General features: G+C 71.6%; 23 protein-coding genes. 18 read left to right on the top strand and 5 right to left on the bottom strand.

Features of this window, described 5'->3' with window-relative positions; genetic code table 11:
• Nucleotides 1-200: 200 nt before the first annotated feature.
• A complete protein-coding gene (locus GGQ54_RS04675) occupies nt 201-2204 on the bottom strand; it encodes a sigma-70 family RNA polymerase sigma factor (RefSeq protein ID WP_179444336.1) in 2004 nt (667 codons plus the stop codon).
• Between the two features lie 9 nt (nt 2205-2213).
• The gene (locus tag GGQ54_RS04670) at nt 2214-3494 is read right to left on the bottom strand and encodes a citrate synthase (protein WP_179444335.1); all 1281 of its coding nucleotides are present in this window, start codon (nt 3492-3494) and stop codon (nt 2214-2216) included.
• A 205-nt stretch (nt 3495-3699) separates the two neighbouring features.
• On the opposite strand from GGQ54_RS04670, the gene GGQ54_RS04665 reads away from it, so the two are divergent.
• From GGQ54_RS04665 to glmM, 6 genes are all read left to right on the top strand, one after another.
• A complete protein-coding gene (locus GGQ54_RS04665; RefSeq protein WP_179444334.1) occupies nt 3700-4287 on the top strand; it encodes a GNAT family N-acetyltransferase in 588 nt (195 codons plus the stop codon).
• 146 nt (nt 4288-4433) lie between these two features.
• Entirely contained in the window at nt 4434-6425 is a 1992-nt protein-coding gene (locus GGQ54_RS04660; RefSeq protein ID WP_179444333.1) for a M15 family metallopeptidase, read from the top strand.
• Nucleotides 6422-7138, top strand: a complete 717-nt coding sequence (locus GGQ54_RS04655) for a hypothetical protein (protein ID WP_179444332.1) — start codon at nt 6422-6424, stop codon at nt 7136-7138. The genes GGQ54_RS04660 and GGQ54_RS04655 overlap by 4 nt, the downstream gene beginning before the upstream one ends.
• A gap of 213 nt (nt 7139-7351) precedes the next feature.
• Nucleotides 7352-7816 carry a 50S ribosomal protein L13 gene (rplM, locus tag GGQ54_RS04650; protein WP_179444331.1) on the top strand — a complete coding sequence of 155 codons (465 nt, stop codon included), beginning with the start codon at nt 7352-7354 and terminating at the stop codon, nt 7814-7816.
• Nucleotides 7813-8358, top strand: coding sequence for a 30S ribosomal protein S9 (gene rpsI, locus GGQ54_RS04645; protein ID WP_179444330.1), 546 nt, complete (start codon nt 7813-7815; stop codon nt 8356-8358). Before rplM ends, rpsI begins: the two co-directional genes overlap by 4 nt.
• Before the next feature lie 7 nt (nt 8359-8365).
• Nucleotides 8366-9718, top strand: coding sequence for a phosphoglucosamine mutase (gene glmM / locus GGQ54_RS04640; protein ID WP_179444329.1), 1353 nt, complete (start codon nt 8366-8368; stop codon nt 9716-9718).
• Here glmM and coaA read toward each other — a convergent pair.
• On the bottom strand, nt 9715-10707 hold the full coding sequence (coaA, locus tag GGQ54_RS04635; RefSeq protein ID WP_179444328.1) for a type I pantothenate kinase: 993 nt from the start codon (nt 10705-10707) through the stop codon (nt 9715-9717). The genes glmM and coaA overlap by 4 nt on opposite strands.
• A 108-nt stretch (nt 10708-10815) precedes the next feature.
• Here coaA and GGQ54_RS16660 point away from each other — a divergent pair, with 108 nt between their 5' ends.
• From GGQ54_RS16660 to GGQ54_RS04600, 8 genes are all read left to right on the top strand, one after another.
• On the top strand, nt 10816-11850 hold the full coding sequence (locus tag GGQ54_RS16660; protein WP_218843701.1) for a carbohydrate ABC transporter permease: 1035 nt from the start codon (nt 10816-10818) through the stop codon (nt 11848-11850).
• The gene (locus GGQ54_RS17550; RefSeq protein WP_218843699.1) at nt 11847-12752 is read left to right on the top strand and encodes an ABC transporter permease subunit; all 906 of its coding nucleotides are present in this window, start codon (nt 11847-11849) and stop codon (nt 12750-12752) included. The genes GGQ54_RS16660 and GGQ54_RS17550 overlap by 4 nt, the downstream gene beginning before the upstream one ends.
• A 67-nt stretch (nt 12753-12819) precedes the next feature.
• Nucleotides 12820-14262, top strand: a complete 1443-nt coding sequence (gene ngcE / locus GGQ54_RS04625; RefSeq protein WP_179444327.1) for an N-acetylglucosamine/diacetylchitobiose ABC transporter substrate-binding protein — start codon at nt 12820-12822, stop codon at nt 14260-14262.
• A gap of 103 nt (nt 14263-14365) precedes the next feature.
• Nucleotides 14366-16228, top strand: a complete 1863-nt coding sequence (glmS, locus tag GGQ54_RS04620; protein WP_179444326.1) for a glutamine--fructose-6-phosphate transaminase (isomerizing) — start codon at nt 14366-14368, stop codon at nt 16226-16228.
• An 8-nt stretch (nt 16229-16236) separates the two neighbouring features.
• A complete protein-coding gene (locus tag GGQ54_RS04615; protein WP_179444325.1) occupies nt 16237-16596 on the top strand; it encodes a holo-ACP synthase in 360 nt (119 codons plus the stop codon).
• Between the two features lie 58 nt (nt 16597-16654).
• Nucleotides 16655-18037, top strand: a complete 1383-nt coding sequence (locus GGQ54_RS04610; protein ID WP_343045851.1) for an NAD(P)H-hydrate epimerase — start codon at nt 16655-16657, stop codon at nt 18035-18037.
• Nucleotides 18034-19194, top strand: coding sequence for an alanine racemase (gene alr / locus GGQ54_RS04605; RefSeq protein WP_179444323.1), 1161 nt, complete (start codon nt 18034-18036; stop codon nt 19192-19194). The genes GGQ54_RS04610 and alr overlap by 4 nt, the downstream gene beginning before the upstream one ends.
• Nucleotides 19187-20437 carry an alpha/beta fold hydrolase gene (locus GGQ54_RS04600; RefSeq protein ID WP_179444322.1) on the top strand — a complete coding sequence of 417 codons (1251 nt, stop codon included), beginning with the start codon at nt 19187-19189 and terminating at the stop codon, nt 20435-20437. The genes alr and GGQ54_RS04600 overlap by 8 nt, the downstream gene beginning before the upstream one ends.
• A 3-nt stretch (nt 20438-20440) precedes the next feature.
• On the opposite strand, the gene GGQ54_RS04595 is transcribed toward GGQ54_RS04600, so the two are convergent.
• Nucleotides 20441-21580 carry a glycosyltransferase gene (locus tag GGQ54_RS04595; protein WP_179444321.1) on the bottom strand — a complete coding sequence of 380 codons (1140 nt, stop codon included), beginning with the start codon at nt 21578-21580 and terminating at the stop codon, nt 20441-20443.
• Nucleotides 21581-21655: 75 nt separating this feature from the next.
• Nucleotides 21656-22228 carry a TetR/AcrR family transcriptional regulator gene (locus tag GGQ54_RS04590; protein ID WP_179444320.1) on the bottom strand — a complete coding sequence of 191 codons (573 nt, stop codon included), beginning with the start codon at nt 22226-22228 and terminating at the stop codon, nt 21656-21658.
• A gap of 33 nt (nt 22229-22261) precedes the next feature.
• Here GGQ54_RS04590 and tsaE point away from each other — a divergent pair, with 33 nt between their 5' ends.
• Genes tsaE through tsaD form a run of 4 tightly spaced genes read left to right on the top strand, consistent with a single transcriptional unit; the run spans nt 22262 to nt 25380 of the window.
• Nucleotides 22262-23227, top strand: coding sequence for a tRNA (adenosine(37)-N6)-threonylcarbamoyltransferase complex ATPase subunit type 1 TsaE (tsaE, locus tag GGQ54_RS17545; protein WP_343045850.1), 966 nt, complete (start codon nt 22262-22264; stop codon nt 23225-23227).
• Nucleotides 23220-23903 carry a tRNA (adenosine(37)-N6)-threonylcarbamoyltransferase complex dimerization subunit type 1 TsaB gene (tsaB, locus tag GGQ54_RS04580; protein WP_179444319.1) on the top strand — a complete coding sequence of 228 codons (684 nt, stop codon included), beginning with the start codon at nt 23220-23222 and terminating at the stop codon, nt 23901-23903. Before tsaE ends, tsaB begins: the two co-directional genes overlap by 8 nt.
• Entirely contained in the window at nt 23900-24340 is a 441-nt protein-coding gene (locus GGQ54_RS04575; protein WP_179444318.1) for a GNAT family N-acetyltransferase, read from the top strand. The genes tsaB and GGQ54_RS04575 overlap by 4 nt, the downstream gene beginning before the upstream one ends.
• Nucleotides 24337-25380, top strand: coding sequence for a tRNA (adenosine(37)-N6)-threonylcarbamoyltransferase complex transferase subunit TsaD (gene tsaD / locus GGQ54_RS04570; RefSeq protein ID WP_179444317.1), 1044 nt, complete (start codon nt 24337-24339; stop codon nt 25378-25380). Before GGQ54_RS04575 ends, tsaD begins: the two co-directional genes overlap by 4 nt.
• Nucleotides 25381-25673: the final 293 nt, after the last annotated feature.

Below are 25673 nucleotides of genomic sequence, written 5' to 3'. Positions count from 1 at the left end.
GGGGGGCGCCCAGTCGTCGAACGGGTCGGACCCGGGTCAAGAACTCGAAGGCGGCCCGGGCCGCTGGCCCGGGCCGCGTTTGCAGGCCACAACGGCCTGCCCCCCCGACAGACGGCGGAGCCTCCCCGGGGAGTCATCCGCCACCAATGAAGACGAGGCACCCCGCCGACCGTGTCGCGAGATCGCGAACTTCTTTCCGGTCAGGGGATCGGGTAGCTGCCGCTGCCCGCGAGCTCCCGGCCGCCGTAGCTGCGCAGATCGGCGGTGAGCGAGCCCGGCTCGGCGCCGGGCTCCCGCGTTCCCCGGATCAGCAGCCGCCCCGGCTGCACGGCATCGACGAATGTCCGCCCGGGCACCTCCAGGTGCTCCGTGGGCTCGCCGTAGTGGAGGTCACGAACCGAGGTCAACGTATAACCCTCCGGCACGGTGAGCGCCGCCACGTAGCCCACCGGGAGGTCTTCGCTCATCTCGATCTCCATCGTCCACACGGAGGGGGCCGGGCTCGGTGTCGGTGTCGGGCTCGGTGTTGGGCTCGGTGTGGGTGTTGGTGTCGGTGTGGGGGTGGGCGTGCCGGCCGGGCTCGGTGACGCGCTGGGGGTCAGAGTCGGGCTGGGGGTCAGAGTCGGGCTCGAGGTCAGAGTCGGGCTCGAGGTCAGAGTCGGGCTGGGGGTGGGAGTCGGGCTGGGGGTGGCGGTAGGCCTCGGTGTCGGGGTGGACGTGGCGGGGCTCCTCGGTTCCGGCGGGACCGAGCGCATCGACGGGTTGGGTTTCGGCGAGACCGAGCGCAGCGACGGGCTGGGTTCCGGCGCGCGTGGTGACGGCAGCGCCGTCGGCCCGACGGGAGGGCGCGCGGGGGTGGGGGCGACGGTCGGCGCGGGACGCGGTCGGCGGACCGCATTGGCCTTCGGTGTGGCAAGCGTGGGTCCCGGGGACGCCGGTCCGGGGGTTGGCGGGCCGGCCGGGGCGCCGTCGTCGGGGCCGGGTGGGCTCATCGGGGGAGCGGGCGGGCCCATCGGAGGAGCCGGCGGACCCGCAGGGGGCGGGGGCGGGGGTGGATCTGCCGGCGGGGGTGCGCCGGCACCGTTGCCGGTCCCCGCGGCCGGTCCGAACCCGGTGGGCGCAGGGGCCTCGGGTCGGCTCAGCGCGTACGCCATCGCGGCCGCGACCGCGATGGCGAGCATCGCCACCAGGATGCGCGCAACGGAGTGGGTGGCCCGGCCGCCGTGTTCTCGGCCGCCGTCTCGCTGCCTGCCCCACCCCCGGTCACCGGGTCCCGGGTTCCCCTGCGCGCGAGCCACGGGCGCCGTGCCGGCCAGGGCATCGGCGGCGGCCCACGCGCCGGCTCCGACGACCGGTGCGATCACGGCCACGATTGCCTTGTCGATGGTCTGCAGCACGATCAGGGCGCGCCCGCAGTCGGCGCAGGTGTCGAGGTGCTCATCGACCATGCGGCGCTTCGCGGGGCCCAGGGCGTCGCGGACGTAGCGCGCCAGCAGCGGTCGGACCGGGCGGCAGGCCGGGATCCGCGCGGTCCGCGCGTGTTCGGTCAGGTACGCCTCGCGCAGCCGCTCCTTGGCGCGCCGGACGCGCGAGGAGACGCCGTTGGCGCTGACCCCCAGTTGCCGGGCGATCGCGGTCGGACGCTGCTGGTCCACGACCGCTCGCCACAACAGGTCGCGGGTCTCGGACGGGAGACTGTGCCAGGCCGCGACGGCGGTGCGCTGGTCGGCAAGCTCGGCGAACAGTTCCTCGGCCGACGGATGCGCCGCGTCCAGATCGTCGGACTGGTCGGTCGGGACCACCCGGGAGCGCGGCGAACGGGTCTCGTCGATGGCCAGCCGGCGCAGCGTGGCGTACAGATAGGCGGCGAAGTTGTCCTGTGGGCCGTTGCCCGCACGGATGGAGCGCAGCACCCGCAGATAGGACTCGCTGACCAGGTCATCGGCATCTCCGGACGGCCGCAACCGGCGCGCCAGGCGGCGGGCAGCGGGGGCGTAGCGCTCCCAGAGTTCGCCGTAGGCATGGCTTCGGCCCGCCCGCACCTCGGCGAGCAGGGCAGCATCGGGCTCGGCCCCGGGTCCCGGTTCTCCACCGGTCCCCGGGGCCTGCATCACGTCGTCGGTGCGGCGACCGTTCGACGAACGAGATCCGTCACCAGTCGGTGCCGGGTCGTCGCCGTCGAACACATCCCCCGTTCCGGTCACGGTCCTCGCTCAACGCTTGTCCATGGGGACGAAGTCGCGCCCACGGTGGCCCGTGTAGATCTGCTTCGGCCGGGCGATCTTCTGCTCCGGGTCGTTGATCAATTCCTTCCACTGGGCCAGCCAGCCCGGTGTGCGGCCGATGGCGAACAGCACCGTGAACATCTCCGGCGGGAACTGCAGGGCCTCGTACAGCAGCCCGGAATAGAAGTCCACATTGGGATAGAGCTTGCGGGAGACGAAGTAGTCGTCCTCCAGCGCGATCTTCTCCAACTCCTGGGCGATCTTGAGCTGCGGGTTGACGCCGGTCACCTCGAAGACGTCGTCGACGGCCTTCTTGATGATCTTGGCCCGCGGATCGTAGTTCTTGTAGACCCGGTGCCCGAAGCCCATCAGGCGCTCGTTTCCGGCCTTCACGCCCTCGATGAAGTCGGGCACATTGGCGACATCGCCGATCCGGCGCAGCATCTTCAGCACGGCCTCGTTCGCGCCGCCGTGCAGCGGTCCGTAGAGGGCGCCGATGCCGCCGGCAATCGCCGAGTACGGATCCACCTGGGTCGAGCCGATCGAGCGGACCGCATTGGCCGAGGCGTTCTGCTCGTGGTCGGCGTGCAGGATGAACAAGACCTCCATCGCCCGGACCAGTCGCTCGTCGGCCTGGTAGACCGGCTCGGACATCTTCCACAGCATCGACATGAAGTTCGCCGTGTAGGACAGGTCGTTGCTCGGGTAGATGTAGGGCTTGCCCTGCGCGTGGCGGTAGGCGAACGCGCCGAGTGTCGGCATCTTGGCGATCATCCGGATGATCTGCAGATCGACGACCTCCGGGTCGTGAATCTGGTTGGCCTCGGGGTAGAACGAGGACAGGGCGGCCACCGACGACATCAGCATCGACATCGGGTGCGCGTCATAGCGGAAGCCCTGCATGAAGGTCTTCAGGTTCTCGTGCACATAGGTGTGGTTGGTCACCCGGTCCACCCAGGTGGCGAGCTGGTCCTCGGTCGGCAGTTCGCCGTTCAGGAGCAGGTACGCCACCTCGAGAAAGGTCGAGTTCTCGGCCAGTTGTTCGATCGGGTAGCCCCGGTACTCCAGGATGCCCTTGTCGCCGTCGATGAACGTGATGGCGCTCTTGCAGGAGGCCGTGTTGACGAATCCCGGATCGTAGGTGGCCAACGCGCGCTCACCGTCGACAGCGAACTTCTTCAGGTCGCCGGCCCGGATCGTGTCGTCGCTGATCGCGATCTCTTCTTCGCCACCCGTGCGGTTGTCGCGGATGCTGAGCGAATCGGTCATGGGACAAACCTAGGGCGCGATGACACCAGTTGCCCAACTGGGTCAGTCCGGACTCGTGCGATTCGCATCACGTGGTCGCGCCGGCGCGACTAGTGTCCGAAACGACGGAACCCGGCGGCGGTGGCCGGGCTCGGCGGATGCGACGGGGTCCCGCACGGGCGGGGCACTGGGTGAGGGGAGTCGAGATGCGATCACCTTTGAGCCGATGACCACCTGGGAAACCCACCCCGTCACGCCGCGACGGTTCGACGACTTCGCCGATGTGATCAATCCGAACCGCCGCGGCACGCACTGCTGGTGCCTGTCGCATCGGCTGCAGCAGAGCCAGATCACCGAACTCGGCGGCACCGGCGACGACGCCCGAGCCTGCGCAGCGCGCAAGCTCGCCCGCCGCAAGCATCCGATGGGGGTGGTGACCTATCGCGATCAGACGCCGGTCGGCTGGTGCTCGATCGGCCCGCGTACCGACATCCCGAGGCTCGAGGCATCGAAGCTGATCAGACCGGTCGACGACGTCGCGGTGTGGAGCATCATCTGTGTGGTGGTACGCAGCGGCCATCGCCGCCAGGGTGTGACCGAGAAGTTGATCAGCGGCGCGGTCGACTACGCCGCATCGCGCGGTGCGCCTGCGGTCGAGGCGTACCCGGTGGATCCGGGTGGCAAGCGGATGGACCTGACGATGGCGTTCGTCGGCACGCGCGCCATGTTCGACCAGGCCGGGTTCGCGGTGATCGGGCAGACCGACGCGGTCGCCAGCAAGATGCCGCGTCTCATCATGCGTCGCACCCTGTGATCAGGTTCGCGCCGCGCGGGAGCCCCGGGCGCTCGGCGCCGCGGGCGCGACTAGTGTCCGAGACGACGGAACCCGGCGGCGGTTGCCGGACTCGACCGGTGCGACGGGGTCCCGGACGGGCGGGGCACGGGGTGAGGGGAGTCGGGATGCGCAGGGTTGTCGGCCTGATGGTGGCGGCGGTGGTCGCCTGGACCGCGGTGGGCGCGACGGCGTACGCGCAGCCGCCGAGCGCGCCCCCGACACCGAGCCCATCGCCGAGCCCATCGGCCGGCGTGACGCCGGGGGCCACGCCGCCGCCGACCGGCGAGGCGACCGCCTCGCCGAGGCCGACGACCCCGTCCGCCACCCCCACCGAGACCCCGAGCCCCACCGAGACCCCGAGTTCCAGCGCTAGCCTGAGTCCCAGCGCCACGCCGAGCGTCGAACGCCACGAGCTGGCCGCGGAGACCCCGATCGCCGCGCGGTACCGGGCCTCCGGCGGCGCCGCCGGGCCGCTCGGCGCGGTGACCAAGGCGGAGACCGCGGTGCCCGGCGGGCGGATGGCGCGCTACCGCAACGGCGCGATCTACTGGTCGCAGGCGACGGGCGCCAAGATCATCGAAGCGCGGATGCTGGCCGCCTTCGACCGGGTCGGGCTCGCCCGCGCCGGCTTCCCGACCGACGAACGCAGTTGCGGCCTCGCCGACGGCGGCTGCCTGCAGCGCTTCACCAAGGCGATCATCTACGACCAGCGCGATGCCGGCGTCCACGCGGTGACCAACCAGCTCCTCGGCCGGTACGCGGACCTGCGCTGGGAACAGGGGCGCCTGGGATACCCGATCGCCGACGAGCTGTGCGGCCTGCGCGACGGCGGCTGCTCCCAGCGGTTCCGCGGCGGCCTGGTGCTGTGGAGTTCCGCGACCGGCGCGTGGGCCACCTGGGGCAACATCGGGATCACCCACGCCAACCTCGGTTATGAGCGCGGCCGGCTCGGCTACCCGACGACGGGTGAGCGGTGCACTCTGAAGGACGGCGGCTGCTACCAGAAGTTCGCCGGCGGCGACATCTACTGGTCGCCCCGCACGGGCGCGCACCCCGTCTGGGGCTCGATCCGCAATACCTGGGCCGGGCTTGGCTGGGAGCGCGGCCGGCTCGGCTTCCCGATCAGCGCGGAGAGCTGCACGTTGAAGGACCGCGGCTGCTACCAGAAGTTCACCGGCGGATCGATCTACTGGACCGCCAGGACCGGGGCCCAGCCGATCTGGGGCGGCATCGCCGCGGCCTGGGGCGCCCAGGGCTGGGAGCGCGGCCGGCTCGGCTTCCCGACCACCGGCGAGCGGTGCACCCTGAAGGACCGCGGCTGCTACCAGAAGTTCACCGGCGGATCGATCTACTGGACTCCCAGGACCGGCGCCCGGCCGGTCGTCGGGGCGATCGAGAAGGCCTGGGCCGCGCAGGGCTGGGAGCGTGGGCTGCTCGGCTTCCCGACCGGCAGCGAGTGGTGCCGCGACGGGAAGTGCCGCCAGGACTTCCAGTACGGGCGGATCACCTGGGACGGCTCGCGCGCCTCGACCGAGTACCGGCAGAACGCAACCATCCGGCGTACCTCCAGCTCCGACGTGCGCTACACCTACCGCTCCGGCTGCCCGGTGGGTCCGGGCAGCCTGCGCACCATCGACATGAACTACTGGGGCTACGACGGCCGGATCCATCGCGGCCAGATGATCATCCGCGACAGCTACGCCCAGCGCGTCGTGGACGCGTTCAACGACGCATTCAAGGCCCGCTTCCCGGTGGCCCGGATGGACAACCCGAACGTGTGGCGCGGCAACGACCCCGACCAGATGGTCGCGAACAACACCTCGGGCTTCAACTGCCGGTCGGTGGTCGGCAACCCGCAGGCGGTCTCGCCGCACTCCTACGGCACCGCGGTCGACACGAACACCGTGCAGAACCCGTTCCGGGACAAGAACGGCACCTGGTGGCCGTCGAACGGCCGAGGCTACGTCCAGGACGGTCAACTCAACCGCAAGATCACCTCACAGGGCATGTTGTGGACGGGCAGCTCGCTGACCCGCGGGTTCGAGAGCCGCGGCTGGTTCTGGGGCGGGCGCTGGAACCCGGGCAGGGACTACCAGCACTTCAACTGGGGCCCGTGATGAAGGCTCGCGCGCTGCTGGCGGCCGCCGGCGCCGTCCTGGTGCTGGGTGGTTGCAGCCAGCCCGGCCCGGCGCCGGACCCATCGCCCGGACCCAGCGAGGAATCGGTGCTGCCGCTGCCGCCCGGCGAGACCCTGCCGCCGGAGCCACCGCCCCGCGATGCGCCGTCCGCGGGCACCAGCCCGGCGGCCGTCACCGCGGGGCCGCTGACGCCCGCGGATCTTCCCGACGAGGTGCTCGGGTTCGCCGCGCAGGAGCGGCCGCCGGCCGAGAACGAGTACGTGCCGAACGGCACCTGGACCCACGAGGTCGCCGGCGAGCGGGCCGGGTGGGAGGCCATGCCGACCTGTCCCGGCAACACCGGCGGTGGCTGGCCGGCCGCCGCCTTCGCGCTGGCCGGTACCTATCTGGATGACCGCGACCGACCGGGCAACGGTCTGTTGCTGCAGTTCGGGTCCGCGGGGGATGCGACGGCGTACTTCGACACCTATCTGGCCGTGCTGGCCAGTTGCCCCGCCACCGACGCGATGCCGGCCGCCCAGCGGGTGGCCGCCGGCGAGGGGTGGTACGCCGGACGCCGCGACTACGGTGGCGAGCGCTGGTCGGAGGTGGTGGCCCGCCGGGGCGACCGGGTGGCGTTGATCATCGTCAACGACGACGACGCCGCGTCCGAGGCGCAACTGCGCGGCCTCGGGGAGCGGCTGAGCCGGTGACCGCGCGGTTTTGACCGCCAGCCCGGCGCGCGGGTATCTTAAGACGCTGTTGCGCTCAGGCATGCCCTCGGGGTCCCCGCTCCCAAGGTGCGCGCTGTCTGGCGGGCCGACTTGGCAGAGGCCTCCGCGAGACTCGCAGCGCACACCGAGACCTGTTCGGTACGCCCGCCCGGCGTTCCGGACGACAACACCCGAACACCAAGGATCATCAACGTGTCCACGTACAGCCCGAAGCCTGGCGAGGTGACCAGGAACTGGCATGTGATCGACGCCGAGGACATCGTGCTCGGCCGGCTCGCGGTCAGCGCGGCCGGTCTGCTCCGCGGCAAGCACAAGCCCACCTACGCCCCGCACGTCGACACCGGGGACTTCGTCGTCGTCGTCAACGCCAGCAAGATCGCCCTGTCGGGCAACAAGCGGACCGACAAGTTCGCCACCCGGCACTCCGGTCGCCCCGGCGGCCTGAAGCAGGTCGCCTACGGTGAGCTGCTGGAGTCCGACCCCCGGCGCGCCGTCGAGCTCGCCGTGTGGGGGATGCTCCCGAAGAACAAGCTGAGCCGCAAGCAGATCAAGAAGCTCAAGGTCTACGGCGGCGCCGAGCACCCGCACACCGCGCAGCGGCCCCAGCCCTACGAGATCACCCGCATCAGCCAGACCGAGAAGGGGACGGCCAAGTGACGCAGCGAAACGTCAGCGAGAACACCGAGTCCGTCGAGACCACCGACGAGGCGCCGGCGTCGTTCGCCGAGGGTGGCCGCACGATCGCCTACCGCTCCGAGGCCGCCGGCTCCGGTTCGGCCGCGGCGGAGTCGACCGCCCGCCCGGCCGTCGTCGCCCCGGGCGCCGCGACCGGCCGCCGCAAGGAGGCCGTGGCCCGCGTCCGGATCGTTCCCGGCAGTGGCCAGTGGACGATCAACGGCCGCAACCTCGAGGACTACTTCCCCAACAAGGTGCACCAGCAGATCGTCTCCGAGCCGTTCGGCACCGCCGGTGTCGAGGGCTCCTACGACGTGATCGCCCGGATCAACGGCGGCGGCGCGAGCGGCCAGGCCGGGGCGCTGCGCCTCGGGGTGGCCCGCGCGCTGAACGGCGTCGACGCCGAGGCCAGCCGCTCGGCGCTGAAGAAGGCCGGCATGCTGACCCGCGACGCGCGGATCAAGGAACGCAAGAAGGCCGGCCTGAAGAAGGCCCGCAAGGCACCTCAGTACTCCAAGCGCTGATCTGCCGATGGCGGGCCTGTTCGGCACCGACGGCGTCCGCGGACGGGCGAATGTCGACCTGACCGCGGAGCTGGCGCTCGACCTGTCGGTCTCTGCCGCCCACGTGCTGGGCGAGGTCGGAGCCTTCGACGGGCACCGTCCGGTCGCGCTGGTCGGCCGCGACCCGCGCGCCTCCGGGGAGTTCTTGGAGGCCGCGGTCGTGGCCGGCCTGGCCAGCGCCGGGGTCGATGTGATCCGGCTCGGCGTGGTGCCGACGCCCGGGGTGGCGTACCTCGTCGCGAACTCGCGCGCCGACCTCGGCGTGATGATCTCGGCCAGCCACAACCCGATGCCGGACAACGGGATCAAGTTCTTCTCCCGCGGCGGGGCCAAGCTGGACGACGGCCTCGAGCAGCGGATCGAATCCCAGTTGCGGGCCGAGTGGCAGCGCCCGACCGGCGCCGCCGTCGGCCGGGTCACCGACGACGGTGCCGCCGTCGACGCCTATGTCGAGCATCTGGTCTCCTCGGTCGCGCCGGTACGCCTGACCGGGCTGAAGGTGGCGATCGACGCCGCCAACGGCGCGGCGTACCGCACCGCCGCCCAGGCCTGCCGGGCGCTGGGTGCCGAGGTGATCGCGATCCACGCCGAGCCGGACGGCACCAACATCAACGACGACTGCGGCTCGACCCACCCCGGCTCGCTGCAGCGCGCGGTCGTCGAGCACGGCTGTCACGCCGGTTTCGCGCTGGACGGCGACGCCGACCGCTGCCTGGCGGTCGACGAGTCCGGCGCCATGATCGACGGCGACCAGATCCTCGCCGTGCTGGCCCTGGCCCTGTCCGAGGCCGACGAACTGGTCGGCGACACCCTGGTCGCCACGGTGATGAGCAACCAGGGCCTGGTCAATGCGATGACCGAGGCGGGTATCTCCGTCCAGCGCGCCGCCGTCGGCGACCGCTACGTGCTGGAGCTGATGAACGCCCAGGGCTTCTCGCTCGGCGGTGAACAGTCCGGCCACGTGATCATGTCGCGCTGGGCCTCCACCGGGGACGGCACCCTGACCGCGCTGCAGTTGCTGCGCCGGATGGCCGATACCGGCCGCTCGCTCGCCGACCTGGCGTCGGTGATGCACCGGCTGCCGCAGGTCCTGGTCAACGTCTCCGGTGTCGACAAGGCCCGGGCCGGGACCGATCCCGGCGTGCTGGAGGCCGTGCAGGCCGCGAGCCGGCGGCTGGGCGACTCCGGGCGGGTGCTGCTGCGCCCCTCGGGCACAGAGCAGCTCGTCCGGGTGATGGTCGAGGCCGCCACCCACGAGGAGGCCGACGCCGTCGCGGATTCCCTGGCCGGCGTGGTGCGGGAGCACCTCGGCCTCGGCTAGAGCTTTCTGATCCGCACCCATTCGACGCTGTGGTCGGCGGCCTTGCGCAAGATGGCCGTGGCACGGCCGCGGGTGGGGGCGATGTTGCTGACCAGGTTGGGGCCGTTGATGCTGTCCCAGATCTCGCCGGCACGGGTGACGGCCTCGTCCCGGCTCAGGTCGGCGAACCGGCGGAAGAACGAGCGCGGATCGCGGAACGCGGTCTCGCGCAGCATCAGGAACCGGTCGATGTACCAGCGCCGTACGTCGTCGACCGAGGCGTCGACGTAGACGGAGAAGTCGAAGAAGTCGCTCAGCGCGAGGCCCGCGGTGCCGTCCGCGCGAACCCGGGCGGGCTGCAGCACGTTCAGGCCCTCGACGATCAGGATGTCGGGCTGCTCCACGACCACCTGCTCGCCCGGCACGATGTCGTAGACCAGGTGGCTGTAGACCGGCGCCTCCACCCGCGGCAGGCCGGACTTCACGTCGACCACGAACCGCTGCAGGGCCCGCCGGTCGTAGGACTCCGGGAAGCCCTTGCGCAGCAGCAGACCGCGGCGCTCCAGCTCGGCATTGGGGTAGAGGAAGCCGTCGGTGGTGACCAGGCTGACCCGCGGGTGCTCGGGCAGGTTGGCCAACAGCTCGCGCAGCAGCCGCGCTGTCGTGGACTTCCCGACCGCCACCGAGCCGGCCACACCGATCACGAACGGGGTACGCCGCACCGAGAGCCCGAGGAAGGCGTTGCTGGCGCGATAGAGATCGCCCGTGTGCTGCACATACTTCGAGATCAACCGGGTCAGCGGCAGATAGACCTCGACGACCTCGTCCAGGCTGGTCGGGTCGCCCTGGCCGCGCAACTGGTTCAGCGTCTGCTCGTCCACCGTCATCGGGGTCGAGGCGGCGAGGCGGGCCCAGTCGGCCCGACGGAGTTGGACGAACGGGCTCTGGCCGACCTCGCGGAGGTCGGCCGGACCGGGCGGGGCGACGGCGCCATGATTCACGCCCGCCATTGTGCCGGACCGCTCGCGGGCGCTCCCGGCGGCGTCGCACGCGGCATCATCAGATAACTCTTATGCAACATACTGTGCGTTTCGCGGTCAGAACTGTGCGATACCCATATGGTTGGCACGCTGATCCGGCCGGACGAGCTGCCGGATCCGGCCGCGGGCTGCGGCGCGGTCGACCGGACGGGCACGAGCGTGGGAGGCGCGATGCACAAGGGAAAGACGCTCTTCCTGTTCTCCTTCCTCGTGGTGCCGGTCCTGATCTTCGCGCTCTTCGTGATCTCGCCCTTCCTGCAGATCTTCTATCTGGCGCTGACCGACTGGACCGGCTACACGCCGAACTACAACTTCGTCGGGCTGCAGAACTTCCAGTCGCTGTTCAGTCAGGCGGGCGTCCTGGACCGCGAGTTCTGGGCCGGCCTGCGCAACAACCTGATCCTGCTGGTGGTGGTGCCGGCGATCACGCTGACCATCGCGCTCTTCTTCGCCACCATGCTGAATCTCGCCGGCAGCACCAGGGCCGGACAGCTCAAGGGCGTCAGCGGCGCGGGCTTCTACCGGCTGCTGTTCTTCCTGCCGCAGGTGATCTCGGTCGCGGCGCTGGCGATCATGTTCCAGCAGACCTTCCAGCCGAACGGCCTGTTGAACTGGCTGGTACGCCTGATCACCTTCTCCCCGCCCGGCCCGAACGAGGCCGCCGGGCAGGCCTGGCTCGCGCAACCGTGGACCGCGCTGGGTGTGGTGATCTTCCTCCTGGTCTGGATGAACGTCGGCTTCTACATGGTGCACTTCACCGCCGCGATGGCGGCCATCCCGCGCGAGCTGCTGGAGGCGGCGGCGATCGACAAGGCCAGCAAGGTGCAGACCTTCTTCCGGGTCACGCTGCCGCTGCTCTGGCCCGCCGTGCAGACGGCCCTGGTCTATCTGATGATCATGTGTCTGGACGTGCTGGCCATCGTCAACCTGATGACCATCGGGCCGGGCGGGCCGGACAACGCGACCACCGTGATGGCGCTGTCGGTGTTCAAGGCCAAGACCCAGGGCCTGTTCGGCTTCTCCTCGGCCGAGGGCGTGATCGTGTTCGCCGTGACGGCGATCGTGGCCGCTGTGATGTTGCGGATCACCCGCAGGGAGCAGGTGGAGCTGTGAGCACGAAGGTGCAGGCCGCGCCGGGCGTACCCTCCCCGGAGCCGGCATCCGATATCGCACCCGAGAAGGTGCACGCGCGCTCCGGTCCGCTGATCGGGATCACCCACGTGCTGCTCGCGGTCTGGGCGCTGGTCGTCGCGATCCCGGTGATCTGGGTGTTCATGAGCTCGCTGAAGACCGACAACGAGATCTTCGTCGAGTCCTACCGGCCGCCGTTGGTCCCGCAGTGGGACAACTACGCCCGGGCCTGGAACGAGGCGAACTTCTCGATCTACTTCATGAACAGCGTGATCGTGGTCAGTTGCTCGGTGGTGCTGGTCATGCTGCTCGGCTGCATGGTCTCCTACTGCATCGCCCGCTACGTCTTCCCCGGGCGCAAGGCCCTGCACTTCGTGTTCATCGTCGCCAATGCGATCCCGCTGTTCATTGCGCTCGTCCCGCTGTTCGGGATCATGCGCTCGATGGGCCTGCTGAACACCTATCAGGGCCTGATCCTGGTCTACGTCGCCTGGGCGATGCCGTTCACCGTGTTCTTCATGACCTCCTATTTCGCGGCGCTGCCGAAGGAGGTCCAGGAGGCCGCCTTCGTCGACGGCGCCGGCCACTTCACCACCTTCTTCAAGGTGATGTTGCCGATGGCCCGGCCGGGCATCGTCGCGGTCGGCCTGTTCAACACCCTCGGGCTGTGGAACCAGTACCTGATCCCGCTGTTCATCAACACCGACCCGAGGATGTATGTGATCACCCAGGGGCTGGGCAAGATGGCTTCGGAGGCCGGGTACGCCTCGGACTTCTCCGGGTTGTTCGCCGGCCTCGTGATCGGCATGGCGCCGGTGCTGATCGTGTACCTGTTGTTCCAGAAGCAGATCCAGACCGGGATGACAGCGGGGGCGGTCAAATGATCGCCGCCGACCCGGAGACCCAGACCATCCCGGCAATGTCGCCGGGCAGGAGAAGGAGAGTTGACCGATGTCCGATGAGCTGAATCCGGCGGCGGCCTTCGTCACCCGGCGCACCGTGATCAGGACCGCGGCGATCACCGCAGCCGTCGCCGGCACCGGGCTGGCCAGCGCCTGCGCGACCGGTGGTGGTGGCGGTACGCCCGGCGGCGACGCCGGCGGCACCGAGGAGAAGACGGCCGAGAACCCGTTCGGCGTCGACAAGTCCAAGCCGCTCGAGGTCGTCATCTTCAACGGCGGCTACGGCGACCAGTACGGCACCGAGCATGTCGCCCTCTACAACAAGTGGGCCGGCGGCGACGTCGCCAAGATGGTCTCGACGACCAAGATCGCCACCGAGCTGCAGCCGCGGTTCTCCGGCGGCAATCCGCCCGAGGTGATCGACAATGCCGGCGCGGACGCCATGCCGACCTCGGCGCTGGTCGCGCAGAACCAGCTCGCCGACATGACCGTCCTGCTGGACGCCCCGACCATCGATGACCCGAACACCAAGATCCGCGACTACCTGCTGCCCGGCACGGAGGAGATCGGCTCCTACGACGGCGTGATGCGGGCGCTGAACTACATCTTCTCGATGTGGGGCTGGTGGTACTCCTCCAAGCTGTTCGACGAGAAGGGTTGGCAGATCGCCAAGACCTGGGACGAGTTCCTGGCCCTGTGCGACACGATCAAGGGCACGGGCCTGGCGCCGATCATCCACACCGGCGTACACACCCAGTACATGACCGCCATGCTGACCTCGACCGCCATCAAGAACGGCGGCCTGGACATCATGTTGAAGATCGACAACCTCGCCGACGACGCCTGGACCAACGACTCGGTGCTGATGGCGGCCAAGGAGTACCAGGAGCTGTACGACAAGGGCTTCATCTTCAACGGCTCCGAGGGCATGGACCACACCACCAGCCAGGCCGAGTGGCTGAACGGCCGCGGCGCGCTGCTGCCGTGCGGCTCGTGGCTGGAGAACGAGATGAAGGGCAAGGTGCCGGACGGCTTCGACATGAAGACCTTCCCGACCCCGTCCAGCCCCGGCGACCAGTTGCCGTTCGAGGCGCTGCACGGCGGCGCGGGCGAGCCGTTCATCGTTGCCGAGCAGTCGGCGAACAAGCCGGGCGGCATGGAGTACCTGCGAATGATGCTGAGCAAGGAGGCGACCACGCAGTTCGCCAACCTGACCGGCAACCTGTGCGCGGTGAAGGGCGCCGGCGACAACCTGACCGACCCGTCGACCGCGCTGAAGTCGGTCGCGGACTGGGTCAGCGCCGCCGGCGAGAACGTCTTCTACCCGCTCGCGTTCACCTGGTACGCCGCGCTCAAGGACGGCCAGAAGGACCCGATGCGGGCCCTGCTGAACGGCAGCATGAAGGCCGAGCAGTACTGCGAGACCATGCAGGGCGTGTCCGACTCGGTGAAGAACGACCCAAAGATCACCAAGTTCAACCGCACCGCCTGAGGATTCTTCGGCAAGCAGCGGCTGACGAGGCCCGTCCCGGCGCGACCGGGGCGGGCCTCGCGCGTTTTCCGCGGATCGCCGACCGGCGGGTAATCTGCCCGCCATGTGCGGAATCATCGGCTACGTCGGGCCCCGGAGCCTGCCCGAGGTCCTGGTCAATGGCCTGCGTCGGCTCGAGTACCGGGGCTATGACTCGGCCGGCATCGCGGTCGTCGACGGGGGCGAGACCCGGGTGGCGAAGAAGGCCGGCAAGCTGGCGAACCTGACCGCCGAGCTGGCCGAGGTCCCGCTGCCCGACGGCAGCGCCGGCATCGGGCACACCCGGTGGGCGACGCACGGCGCGCCGAACGACGTGAACGCCCACCCGCACCGGGCCACCGGCAGCAACGGCAACGGCTCCGACCGGGTCACGCTGATCCACAACGGGATCATCGAGAACTACGCCGAGCTGGCCGCCGAGCTGGCCGCCGACGGGCTCGTCCCGGTGTCGGAGACCGATACCGAGATCGTCGCGCTGCTGCTGGGCCGCGAGGTCGAATCGGGTACGCCGCTGCCGGCGGCCATGCGGGCGGTGTGCCGGCGGCTGGAGGGGGCCTACACCCTGGTCGCCGTCGACTCGGACGATCCCGACCGGGTGGTCGCCGCGCGGCGCAACTCGCCGCTGGTGGTCGGCGTCGGCGAGGGGGAGAACTTCGTCGCCTCCGATGTGGCGGCCTTCATCGAGCACACCCGCGAGGCGATCGAGCTCGGGCAGGACCAGATGGTCGTGATCACTCCCGAGGGCGTCGAGGTCACCGACTTCGACGGCGCGCCGGCGCCGACCCGTGCCTATCACGTCGACTGGGATCTGACCGCGGCCGAGAAGGACGGCTACGACTGGTTCATGCGCAAGGAGATCTTCGAGCAGCCGCGCGCCGTCGCCGACACCCTGCTCGGGCGTACCGATGCGGAGGGCCGGCTGCTGCTGGACGAGTCCAGCATCTCCGCCGAGGAGCTGCGCGCCATCGACAAGATCATCGTGGTCGCCTGTGGCACGGCGTTCTATGCCGGGCTGGTGGCCAAGTACGCCATCGAGCACTGGACCCGGATCTCGTGCGAGGTCGAGCTGGCCAGCGAGTTCCGCTACCGCGACCCGATCGTCGACGCCCGCACCCTGGTGGTCACGATCTCCCAGTCCGGCGAGACCATGGACACGCTGATGGCGATCCGGCACGCCCGCGAACAGGGCGCGAAGGTGATGGCGATCTGCAATACCAACGGCTCGACGATTCCGCGCGAGTCCGATGCGGTGATCTACACCCATGCGGGCCCGGAGATCGGCGTTGCCTCGACCAAGGGCTTCCTGACCCAGGTCGTCGCCTGCTATCTGCTCGGGCTCTATCTCGCCCAGGTGCGCGGGACCAAGTTCGGCGACGAGGTGGCGGCCACGCTGGCCGAGCTGCAGCGTACCCCCGAGGCGATCCAGCGGGTGCTGGACGACCTGGAGGTCGTGCACAAGCTGGCGCGCGACCTGGTCGACGCGCCATCGGTGCTCTTCCTCGGTCGGCACGCGGGCTACCCGGTGGCGCTGGAAGGCGCGCTGAAGCTGAAGGAGCTCGCCTACATCCATGCCGAGGGCTTCGCCGCGGGCGAGCTGAAGCACGGCCCGATCGCCCTGATCGACACCGACCTGCCGGTCTTCGTCGTCGTGCCGCCGAAGGGTCGCGACCAACTGCACGACAAGGTGATCTCCAACGTGCAGGAGATCCGGGCCCGCGGCGCGCGGACCATCGTGCTCGCCGAGGAGGGCGATGCCGACGTCGCGGCCTATGCCGACACCTTGATCACCCTGCCGAAGGTGCCGACCCTGCTGCAGCCCCTGCTGGCCACCGTGCCGCTGCAGGTGTTCGCCTGCGAGCTGGCCACGCTGAAGGGTCACGACGTCGACCAGCCGCGCAATCTCGCCAAGTCGGTCACCGTCGAGTAGGCAGGCGGATGATCATCGGCATCGGCGTCGACGTCTGCCAGATCGACCGCTACGCCGCGGCGGAGGATCGCCGTCCCGGCTTCTCGGCCCGCTGGCTGACCGAGGCCGAGGTTGCGCTGCCGCTGTCGTCGCGGGTGGCCCGGTTCGCGGCGAAGGAGGCCCTGGCCAAGGCGTTGCTGTCCGAGGGCGGCCTGCGCTGGCACGATGCGGAGGTGGTGCGCGACGAGCACGGCCGACCCCGCTTCGAGATCACGGGCACGGTCGCCGCGCGCGCAGCCGAGCTCGGCGTGGACAAGATCCATCTGACGCTGTCCCACGACGCCGGGATCGCCGCGGCGTACGTGATCTGCGAGCGGAGCGAGCCGTGAGGCCCCGGCTCGCGCGGTTCCGGACGGTGGGGCACGCGTCGTGAGGTACGCGTGGACGGTGGCGGCGATTCGCGCCGCCGAGGAGGCAGCACCGGAGCTGGCGACCGGCGAGCTGATGCGGCGCGCCGCGGAAGCGGTCGCCCGCGAGGCCGGTCCCGATCGGCCGGTGCTGATCCTCGCCGGCCCGGGCAACAACGGCGCCGACGGCCTGTGGGCGGGGGAGCGGCTGGCCCGCGCCGGCGCCTCCGTGGCCGCCTGCGCCGTCCTCGGCGGCGCCGACGACACCGCGGCGGCCGCGCTCACGGCGGCGGGCGGGTCGATGATCGACATCGACGATGCGCTGGCCATGATCGGGCCGCAGGTGTTGATCATCGATGCGATCCTCGGCATCGGTGCCCGGCCCGGGCTGCGGGGCGCGGCAGCCGATGCGGCGCGACTGGCGCGCGAGCGTGGGGGGCCCGTGCTCGCGGTCGACCTGCCGTCCGGCCTGGACGCCGACGGTGCGGTCGCGCCCGGGTCCGCGTTCCGCGCGGATCGCACGGTGACCTTCGGCGGGCGCCGCCTGTGTCACCTGCTCCGCCCCGCCGCCGATGCCTGCGGCGAGGTCGTGGTGGCCGACATCGGCATCGACCTGCGCGCGGAGGCGGCGCTGCTCGCCGGTTGGCAGGCGGCCGACGTGGCCCGCGCCTGGCCGGTGCCGGGGGCCGGCGACGACAAGTACTCCCGCGGGGTGCTCGGCATCGACACCGGCTCGGCGCGCTACCCGGGGGCGGCGGTGCTGTCCTGTACCGGCGCGGCCTGGTCGGGCGCGGGCATGATCCGCTACGCCGGCCCGGGCGAGGCTGGCCGTGAGGTGGTCCGCGCACTGCCCAATGTGACGATCGGCACCGGCCGGGTGCAGGCATGGCTGCTCGGCTCCGGCTGGGGCGAGCGGCCCGATGCCCGCACCCGGGTGGACAGCGTGCTGGCCCTCGGCCTGCCGACCGTGCTGGACGCGGACGCCATCGCGGCCCTGCCGCGGCACCCGCTCTCCGGGCGGGTGCTGCTCACCCCGCATGCCGGGGAACTGGCCCGGCTGCTGGACACCGAACGCGCCGTGGTCGAGGCCGACCCGATTGCTGCCGGTCGCCGCGCGGCCGAGATGACCGGCGCCTGCGTACTGCTCAAGGGCACCAACCAGTTCGTCCTCGCGCCCGGGCACGATCAGGTGTGGCTGGCGGCCCCCGGCCCGGCGTGGACCGGTCAGGCAGGCTCCGGCGACACGTTGGCCGGCATCTGCGGAACGCTGCTCGCCGCCGGCCTGCCGGCCGCCGATGCTGGCGTGGCGGCCGCATCGCTGCAGGCGATCACTGCCGAGTGGCACCCCGGCCCGTACCCGCCGCAGGCGCTGGCGAGCTACCTGCCGGCGACGATCGCCGCGTTGCTCCGGGAGGCGCGATGACCGACCACCCGGCCCCCACCGACCCGCGAACCGCGTCCGCCGTGATCGATCTCGGCGCGCTGCGCGCCAACCTGGCGGCGATCGGCGCGCTGGTCGCCCCGGCGCGGGTGATGTTGGTGGTCAAGGCCAACGCCTACGGGCACGGCATGTTGCCGATCGCGCGGGCCGCGCGCCGGGCGGGGATCGAGTGGCTCGGCGTCGCCACGCCGCAGGAGGCCGCGGCGCTGCGGGCCGACGGCGACACGGGGCGGGTGCTGGCCTGGTTGTACGGCGAGGACACCGAGCTCGCCCCCCATGTGGCCGCGGGAATCGACCTGACCGCGCACCGGCCGGCGCAACTGGCCCGGCTCGCGGCCGCCGCGCGGGCGACCGGCTCGACCGCCCGGGTACACCTGAAGGCCGACACCGGGCTGCACCGCAACGGGGCCCGGCCCGAGGACTGGGCGGCCCTGTGCGCGGCGGCCGCCGAGGCGGAGACCGACGGGCTGATCGAGGTGGTCGGCATCTGGTCGCACTTCGCCAGCGCCGACAGCCCCGAGGATCCGAGCATCGCCGACCAGCAGGCGGCCTACGAGCGGGCGGGCCGGATCGCCCACGAGCACGGCCTCCGGCCGCCGATCCGGCACCTGGCCAACTCGGCCGGCGCGCTGGCGACCCCGGGATCGCGGTTGGACCTGGTCCGGATCGGGATCGCCGGCTACGGCGTCGATCCCGCCGACGGCAAGCTCGCGGCCGATGCCGGGCTGGACCTCGCGCCGGTGATGCGGCTGCGCGCCCAGTTGGTGGCCGTGAAGCCCCTGCTGGCGGGGGAGTCGGTGTCGTACGGGCAGACCTGGACGGCGCGCACCGACACGGTCGTGGGGCTGGTGCCGCTGGGGTACGCCGACGGCGTCCCGGTCGCGGCCAGCAACGTCGCCTCGGCCCGCGTCGGCGACCGGCTCGCCCCGATCCGTGGGCGGGTCTGCATGGACCAGTTGGTGATCGACCTGGGCGCCGGCGCGACGGAGCGGCCCGGCGACGAGGTCGTGCTGTTCGGTGCGCCGGAAGGACCCCGGGCCGAGGACTGGGCACGCGAGACGGGCACCATCGGCTACGAGATCCTGACCAGGGTCAGCGGCCGGGTGCCGCGGGTGATCATGGAGGAGCCAGATGTCTGAGGGCAGTCGGAGCGCCGGGCGCGGGGCGGTACGCGGGGCCACGGACGCCGCCCGGCGAGGACTCGCCGCCGGACACCGGGTGCCCGGGGTGGCGCCGCGGTCGGCCGCGGAATGGGTGCACCGGCTCGCCGGTGGCCCGCGCCCGGCCCGGGCGTACCCCACGCCTGGGGCGTCACTGACCGCCGGCGGGATCGCCAAGGGCGTCGGCATCGCGGCCGGCGTCACCGCGCTGGCGGTGGGTGCAGTGGCGGCCGGGCTGGAGGTGCAGTCCCGGGTGCTGGCGCGGCGGCTGCGCGATGTGGATCGCGAGACCGCGGACCTGTTCGCGCTGCACAGCGAGGGCCGCGAGCTGACCACCCCCGACGGCGTCCGGCTGCACGTCGAGGTGGTCGAGGCGCCGGATGCGCCCGACGACCTGACGGTGGTCTGGGTGCACGGGTACGCGCTGAGCATGGACAACTGGTACTTCCAGCGCAAGGCATTCGCGGGGCAGTTCCGGTCGGTGTTCTACGACCAGCGCTCGCACGGCCGGTCCGGGCACTCGGCCCCCGAGCTGGCCCGCGTGCCGCAACTCGGCGCGGACCTCGAACAGGTGATCGACGAGGTCGTCGGCGACGCGCCGATGGTGCTGGTCGGGCACTCGATGGGCGGCATGACGATCATGAATCTCGCCCGCCGCCGGCCGGAGTGGTTCGGCGAGCACGCCCGGGTCCGCGGTGTCGCGCTGCTGAACACGAGCTCCGGCGCGATGGGTCGGCACTCGATCGTGCCGGGGATCCCGGGCACGTTGTTCTCCCGGCTGGCGCCGCCCGTGCTGACCACGCTGAACCGGCTGCCGGGGTTGGTCGGCCACGTCCGCCGGCGCAGCGGCGATGTGAGCTTCGTGGTCGCCCGGCGGCTCAGCTTCGCCGATCGGAACGTGTCGGCGAAGAAGGTCGAGTTCCTCAACGAGATGTTGCAGGCCACCCCGCTGGACGTGGTCGCCGACTTCTACCCGACCTTCGCCACGCTGGACGAGTCCGGGTCGTTCGCGGCGCTCGCCCGGACCGACCTGTTGATCATCGGCGGCACCGATGACCTGATCACGCCCTACAGCCACACCGAGACCTTGATCGAATCCCTGCCCGGCGCGGAGCTGCTGCGGCTCACCGAGACCGGGCACATGTCCATGATCGAACGCGACGAGCAGGTCAATGCGGCGCTGGCCGGACTGTTCGGCCGGGTCCGCGCCGCGTCCGGCTGACGCTCAGAACGGCAGCGAGGCCCGCTGGGCGCGATGCTCGGCGATCGCCTCGGCGTAGTGGCCGAGCAGCCGGTCGCACATGTAGGGCCAGGTCCGGTGTTCGACGGCCGCCCGGGCGGCGGCGCCGAAGTTCGCCCGCTTGCGGTCGTCGCCGAGCAGGTCGCGGACGTGGGCCCGCATGCCGGCCAGATCGCCGGGGGAATACAGCCAGCCCGTGCGGCTGGGGTCGATCAGATCGATCGGGCCACCGCGGGCCGGGGCGATGGTCGGTACGCCGGAGGCCTGCGCCTCCTGGATCGACTGGCAGAAGGTCTCCAGCTCCCCCGGGTGCACGAACAGGTCCATCGACGCCAGCGCCCGGGGCAGCTCGTCGCCGGTGCGCTGACCGAGGAAGACCGCGTGCGGCAGGATCTGCTCCAGCTCCGCGCGCCGCGGCCCCTCGCCGATGATCACCGTGCGGGTGCCGGGCAGGTCGGCCAGCACCTCCAGGTCGTCGACCTGCTTCTCCGGTGCCAACCGCCCGACATAGCCGATCAGCATCTCGCCGCGGCGGGCGTACCGACGCCGGAAGGCCTTGTCCCGCTTGGCCGGATGGAACCGGACCGAGTCGACGCCGCGGCCCCACAGGCCGACGCGCCGGACGCCGATGTCGATGAGCTGCTTGCGGGCCGCCCGGGACGGGGCGAGCGTCATGGTGGCGAGCTGGTGCACATTGCGTACCCACTTCCACAGCAGCGGTTCGGCCTGGGGCAGGCCGTAGCGCGCGGCATAGGTGGGGATCTCGGTCTGGTAGATCGCGACCGTCGGCAGGTCGAGGCGGCGGGCCGCGGCCAGCGCCCGCTGACCCATCGCGAACGGCGCGGCGAGGTGCACGACATCGGGGGCGAAGGCGGACAGCTCGCGCTCGATCAGCCACTGCGGAGTGGTGGCGACCCGGAAGCTCGCATAGCCGGGCATCGCGACCGACGGCAGGTGCACGACGGGGAAGCCGGCATAGCGCGCCGGCGCCCGGCCACCGGCCGACGGCGCGAGCACGATCGCCTCGTGCCCGTTGTCCCGGAGATGCTCGAGCACCCGCAGGACGGAATGGGTGACCCCGTTCACCTGCGGGAGGAAGGACTCCGTAACCACAGCGACCCTCACGTGTGTCACCTCACTCGCTCTCCTGGTCACGCAGCCATCGGGGATCGAACGTGTCCCCGAACACAAGGTAACGAATCAGCCAACGCCCGGGCGCTCGGGTCGGTAGCGGGCTGCGAGGCCGTCGACGATCACCGTCAGCCCGAAGTCGAAGCTGTCGGGCACCGGCGCGTCCTCGACCACTCCCAGGCCGCGGAACTGGTCGCGCGCCTGCCAGGCCAGGGTCTGTCCCAGCACGTAGTGCAGCGCGGTCTCGGCGGCCGCGGTCGCGTCGGCTTGGGGAAAGCCGGCCGCACGGAGCAGGGCGCGGGCCGCGGCCGCGGGGTCGAGCCCGCTCTCCGGCCCGGCCAGCGCGACGGCGCTGGAGACCAGCTCGGCGCCGTCGCGGTGGGCGAGCAGCCGGGAACGCAGCGCGTGCGCCCAGGCGGTGAGGCCGGCCGCCCAAGCGGTCGCAGCGGCGGGGGCGGGTTCGCCGACGATCCGGCGGGCCAGCCGGATCAGCAACTGCTGCTTGTTCGGCACGTGCCAGTAGAGCGCCCCGGGCGCCACGTCGAGCGTCGCCGCGATCCGGCGCATCGAGAGATCGCCCAGGCCGTAGCGGTCGAGGATCCCCAGCGCGCAGCGCTCGATCTCGTCGGCGGTCAGTGGCATCGGGGCATATCGTGCCACCACTACAATCGCCCGGTGCCGAAACACGAGGGGACGGGCGGTCCCGGCGACGAGCTCGAGGCGCTCGACATCGCCCAGGCCGGCCCGGAGGACGCGGCGGAGATGGTCGCGGTGATGCACGCGGCCTTCGCCGCGCGCGGGCCCGTCGACCCGCCGCCCGCGGCACTGGCGGAGACCCCGGCGACCATCGCCGAGGCGGTACGCCGCGGCGGCGGTGTGCTGGCCCGGATCGGCGCCGAGCCGGCCGGCGTCGTCGTGCTGGTGCCCGCCGGGGAGGGCGAGGTGACGCTGACGCGGGTGTCGGTGCATCCGCGGTTCCAGCACCACGGGATCGCCGCGCAGATGATCGCCGCCGCGCACGACGTGGCGGCGCGGGCGGGATTCGTCCGGGCGCGGCTGCTGGTCCGGCGGGAGTTCCCCGAGCTGGCCCGCCGGTGGGCCCGGCACGGCTACCGGATCGACGAGCAGACCGCCGAGGGCGGGATCTGGGTCCGCGACCTGCCGGTCGCGGTCGGCGTACCCACCGCCGAGGCGATGACCGAGCTGGGCCGCCGACTGGCGAGCCTGCTGCGCGGCGGCGATGTGCTGATCGCCACGGGTGATCTCGGCGCCGGCAAGACGACGCTGGTGCAGGGCATCGGCGCCGGGCTCGGGGTGGAGGAGGAGGTGATCTCGCCGACCTTCGTGTTGTCGCGGGTGCACCGCACGGGGCCGGGTACGCCGGACCTGGTGCACGTCGACGCCTATCGTCTCGGCTCGGCCGCCGAGGTGGACGATCTTGATCTCGATGCCTCGCTGGCCGGTTCGGTCACGGTGATCGAGTGGGGTCGCGGGGTCGCCGAGCAGCTTGCCGACGAGCGGTTGGAGCTGGATCTGCTGGTCGAGCCAGGCGGTGGGCGTACCGTCCTGATCGATCCGGTCGGCCGCCGCTGGGACCGCGCCGAGCTGCGCGAGCTGGCCCGGGCGTTGGCCCATGTCTGATCAGGCGCGGGGGCCCGTGCTGGGGATCGACACGTCCGCGGGGATCGCGGTCGGGGTGGCAGCCGGCGGGCGGGTGCTGGCCCGGCGCTGGTTGGGCGACTCCCGGCTGCACGTCGAGCGGGTCACGCCGCTGATCGCCGAGGCGTTGGCGGAGGCGGGCATCGCCGCGACCGGGCTCGGAATGATCATCGCCGGGATGGGGCCGGGCCCGTTCACCGGGCTGCGGGTCGGCATCGCGTCGGCGCAGACGCTCGGCACGGCGCTGGGCGTGCCGGTGCGCGGGGTGTGCAGCCTGGACGCGGTGGCCGCGGCGGTGGCCGAGCCGCCGGGTGAGTTCTGCGTGATCAGCGATGCGCGGCGGGGCGAGGTGTACTGGGCGCTCTATGGCGCGGACCGGGCGCGGATCGGCGAGCCGCGGGTCACCCCCGCCCAGCAGGTGCCCGATGTCGCGGTGACGGGACCGGGCGTGGCGTTGGCGCCGGAGCTGGCCGGGCGCGCGCTTGCCGGCGGGCCGGAGCAGACCGACGGCGGCGTGCTGGCGCTCGTCGGTCCCGGACTGCCGGAGATCGGGCCGGAGCCGCTGTACCTGCGGCACGCCGATGCGAATGTGCCGACCAGCCGCAAGTCGACCCTGGTCAACCGGTCCGGGCGCGTCCGTCTGCGGGGCAGACCATGATCGCCGCCCCGGTGATCAGGGAGGCGGCGGCAGCCGACCTGGATTCGATCATGGAGCTCGAGGTGGCGGGGTTCGTCGCCGGGGGCTGGTCCGCGGCGGGCTGGCAGGGCGAGCTTGCCGCGCCGGATCGCGTGGTGCTGGTGGCGGCCGACGGGTCGGGGCTGCTCGGGGTGATCACGGTTCGGCGCTCCGATGTCGCCGAGCTGAACCGGATCGTGGTCGCGCCGCGGGCGCGGCGGCGCGGGGTGGCGCGGGCGTTGCTCGCGGCCGCGGGGGATCGGCTGCCGGCGGGGGAGTGCTGGCTCGAGGTGGCCCAGGACAATGCGGCGGCGTTGGGGTTCTATCGGGCCGAGGGGTTTGTCGAGGTGGGGCGCCGTCCGCGCTACTACCCGGGCGGGGTGGCGGCCGTGATCATGAAGCGGGAGGTCGGGCGATGAGCGGGCCGCTGATCCTCGGGATCGAGACCTCGTGTGACGAGACGGGCGTCGGGGTCGTCCGCGGGGGAGAGCTGCTGGCGCACGAGGTGGCATCGTCGGTGGACGAACATGTCCGGTTCGGCGGTGTGGTGCCGGAGATCGCGTCGCGGGCGCATCTGCTGGCGATGCAGCCGACGCTGCGCCGGGCGCTGGCGGCGGCCGATGTCGATCTTGGCGAGTTGGACGGGATTGCCGTCACAGCCGGACCGGGGCTGATGGGCGCGCTGGTGGTCGGTATCGGGGCGGCGAAGTCGTTGGCGTACGCGACGAACAAGCCGCTCTACGGGGTGAACCACCTGGCCGGCCATGTCGCGGTGGACATTCTTGATCATGGTCCGTTGCCGGAGCGGTCGTTGGCGCTGCTGGTTTCCGGTGGGCACACGTCGCTGCTGCGGGTGGACGACATCGCGAGGTCGATCACGCCGATCGGGGCGACGATCGATGATGCGGCGGGCGAGGCCTATGACAAGGTGGCGCGGGTGTTGGGGTTGGCGTACCCCGGCGGGCCGGTGATCGACAAGGCGGCGGCCGGGGGCGATCCGCGGGCGATCCGGTTCCCGCGCGGGCTGACCTCGCCGCGTGATCGTGAACGGCATCGCTTCGACTTCTCGTTCTCCGGGCTGAAGACGGCGGTGGCGCGCTGGGTCGAGATCGCGGAGGTGGAGGGCCGGGAGGTTCCGGTGGCCAATGTGGCGGCGAGCTTCCAGGAGGCGGTCGCGGATGTGTTGACGGCCAAGGCGGTCGATGCGTGCCGGGCCGAGGGCGTGACGGATCTGGTGATCGGCGGTGGGGTGGCGGCGAACTCGCGGCTGCGTTCGCTGCTCGCCGAGCGTGCGGGCGCGGCCGGGATCGGGGTACGCCGTCCGCGCCCGGGCCTGTGCACCGACAACGGCGCCATGATCGCCGCGCTCGGGGCGGAGGTCGTCGCGGCTGGGCTGCCGCCCTCGGGTCTGGAGTTCGGCGCCGACTCGGGCCTGCCCGTCTCCCGCGTCCTGGTCTGATCATCCCCTCGCCTCCGATTGTTTCCGCAGTTATGCCCGCTCTGCGGGCCGCAGAGCGGGCTTGACTGCGGGAGGGATCTGGAGAGCGGGGTGCGGCGATCGATTGCGCCGACCCCGGATCGCCCGGGAACTGGTGGGAGCGCGCTGCTGCCGGGCGATCACGGTGGCAAGTCGGACCTGACGGGGTGACGGTCGGCTGGCTCATCGGCGGTTGCCGCGCCTGAGGTTCTTGAGCGGTGGGGCGATCGGGGAGCGCCACGATGTCGATGACGTGGGAGAGTTCTGGGTAGCGA

It is taken from the genome of Naumannella cuiyingiana (assembly GCF_013408305.1).
In the GTDB taxonomy this organism is placed as follows: domain Bacteria; phylum Actinomycetota; class Actinomycetes; order Propionibacteriales; family Propionibacteriaceae; genus Naumannella; species Naumannella cuiyingiana.
Note: the sequence above shows the minus strand (reverse complement) of the source record. Positions and strands in the feature narration are given on the sequence as shown.

What these genes read in the sequence shown, in the direction of transcription:
- GGQ54_RS04670 (WP_179444335.1), bottom strand. Translation starts at nt 3,494, where the DNA reads ATGACCGATTCGCTCAGCATCCGCGACAACCGCACGGGTGGCGAAGAA.
- GGQ54_RS04665 (WP_179444334.1), top strand. Translation starts at nt 3,700, where the DNA reads ATGACCACCTGGGAAACCCACCCCGTCACGCCGCGACGGTTCGACGAC.
- GGQ54_RS04660 (WP_179444333.1), top strand. Translation starts at nt 4,434, where the DNA reads ATGCGCAGGGTTGTCGGCCTGATGGTGGCGGCGGTGGTCGCCTGGACC.
- glmM (WP_179444329.1), top strand. Translation starts at nt 8,366, where the DNA reads ATGGCGGGCCTGTTCGGCACCGACGGCGTCCGCGGACGGGCGAATGTC.
- coaA (WP_179444328.1), bottom strand. Translation starts at nt 10,707, where the DNA reads ATGGCGGGCGTGAATCATGGCGCCGTCGCCCCGCCCGGTCCGGCCGAC.
- GGQ54_RS16660 (WP_218843701.1), top strand. Translation starts at nt 10,816, where the DNA reads ATGGTTGGCACGCTGATCCGGCCGGACGAGCTGCCGGATCCGGCCGCG.
- ngcE (WP_179444327.1), top strand. Translation starts at nt 12,820, where the DNA reads ATGTCCGATGAGCTGAATCCGGCGGCGGCCTTCGTCACCCGGCGCACC.
- glmS (WP_179444326.1), top strand. Translation starts at nt 14,366, where the DNA reads ATGTGCGGAATCATCGGCTACGTCGGGCCCCGGAGCCTGCCCGAGGTC.
- GGQ54_RS04615 (WP_179444325.1), top strand. Translation starts at nt 16,237, where the DNA reads ATGATCATCGGCATCGGCGTCGACGTCTGCCAGATCGACCGCTACGCC.
- alr (WP_179444323.1), top strand. Translation starts at nt 18,034, where the DNA reads ATGACCGACCACCCGGCCCCCACCGACCCGCGAACCGCGTCCGCCGTG.
- GGQ54_RS04600 (WP_179444322.1), top strand. Translation starts at nt 19,187, where the DNA reads ATGTCTGAGGGCAGTCGGAGCGCCGGGCGCGGGGCGGTACGCGGGGCC.
- GGQ54_RS04590 (WP_179444320.1), bottom strand. Translation starts at nt 22,228, where the DNA reads ATGCCACTGACCGCCGACGAGATCGAGCGCTGCGCGCTGGGGATCCTC.
- tsaB (WP_179444319.1), top strand. Translation starts at nt 23,220, where the DNA reads ATGTCTGATCAGGCGCGGGGGCCCGTGCTGGGGATCGACACGTCCGCG.
- GGQ54_RS04575 (WP_179444318.1), top strand. Translation starts at nt 23,900, where the DNA reads ATGATCGCCGCCCCGGTGATCAGGGAGGCGGCGGCAGCCGACCTGGAT.
- tsaD (WP_179444317.1), top strand. Translation starts at nt 24,337, where the DNA reads ATGAGCGGGCCGCTGATCCTCGGGATCGAGACCTCGTGTGACGAGACG.